Genomic DNA, 232 nt, shown 5'->3' with positions numbered 1-232 from the left:
TCGAGAACTTCATGGAGTGCTACCACTGCGCGACCATCCACCCGGAGCTGACCGAGGTGCTGCCGGAGTTCGCCGACGGGTACGCCGCACAGTTCTACGTGGGGCACGGCGCCGAATTCGGCGCGGACGTCCAAGGCTTCACCGTGGACGGCTCGGAGGGCCTCGACCGCATTCCGGGCGTCACCGAGGACCAGGACCGCCGCTACTACGCGATCACCGTCCGCCCGCAGGT

The 232-nt window shown here is 68.1% G+C and carries 1 protein-coding gene; it reads left to right on the top strand.

Annotated elements, in window-relative coordinates:
- Window positions 1-232: SRPBCC family protein (locus GTY56_RS33650; protein ID WP_272923420.1), on the top strand; the 232-nt coding region annotated here is incomplete at both ends.

Origin of the sequence: Streptomyces sp. SID5643, from assembly GCF_009872555.1 — a bacterium.
In the GTDB taxonomy this organism is placed as follows: Bacteria; Actinomycetota; Actinomycetes; order Streptomycetales; family Streptomycetaceae; genus Streptomyces; species Streptomyces iakyrus.
The sequence above is the reverse complement of the archived record's forward strand: the minus strand, read 5'-3'. Positions and strand labels throughout refer to the sequence as shown.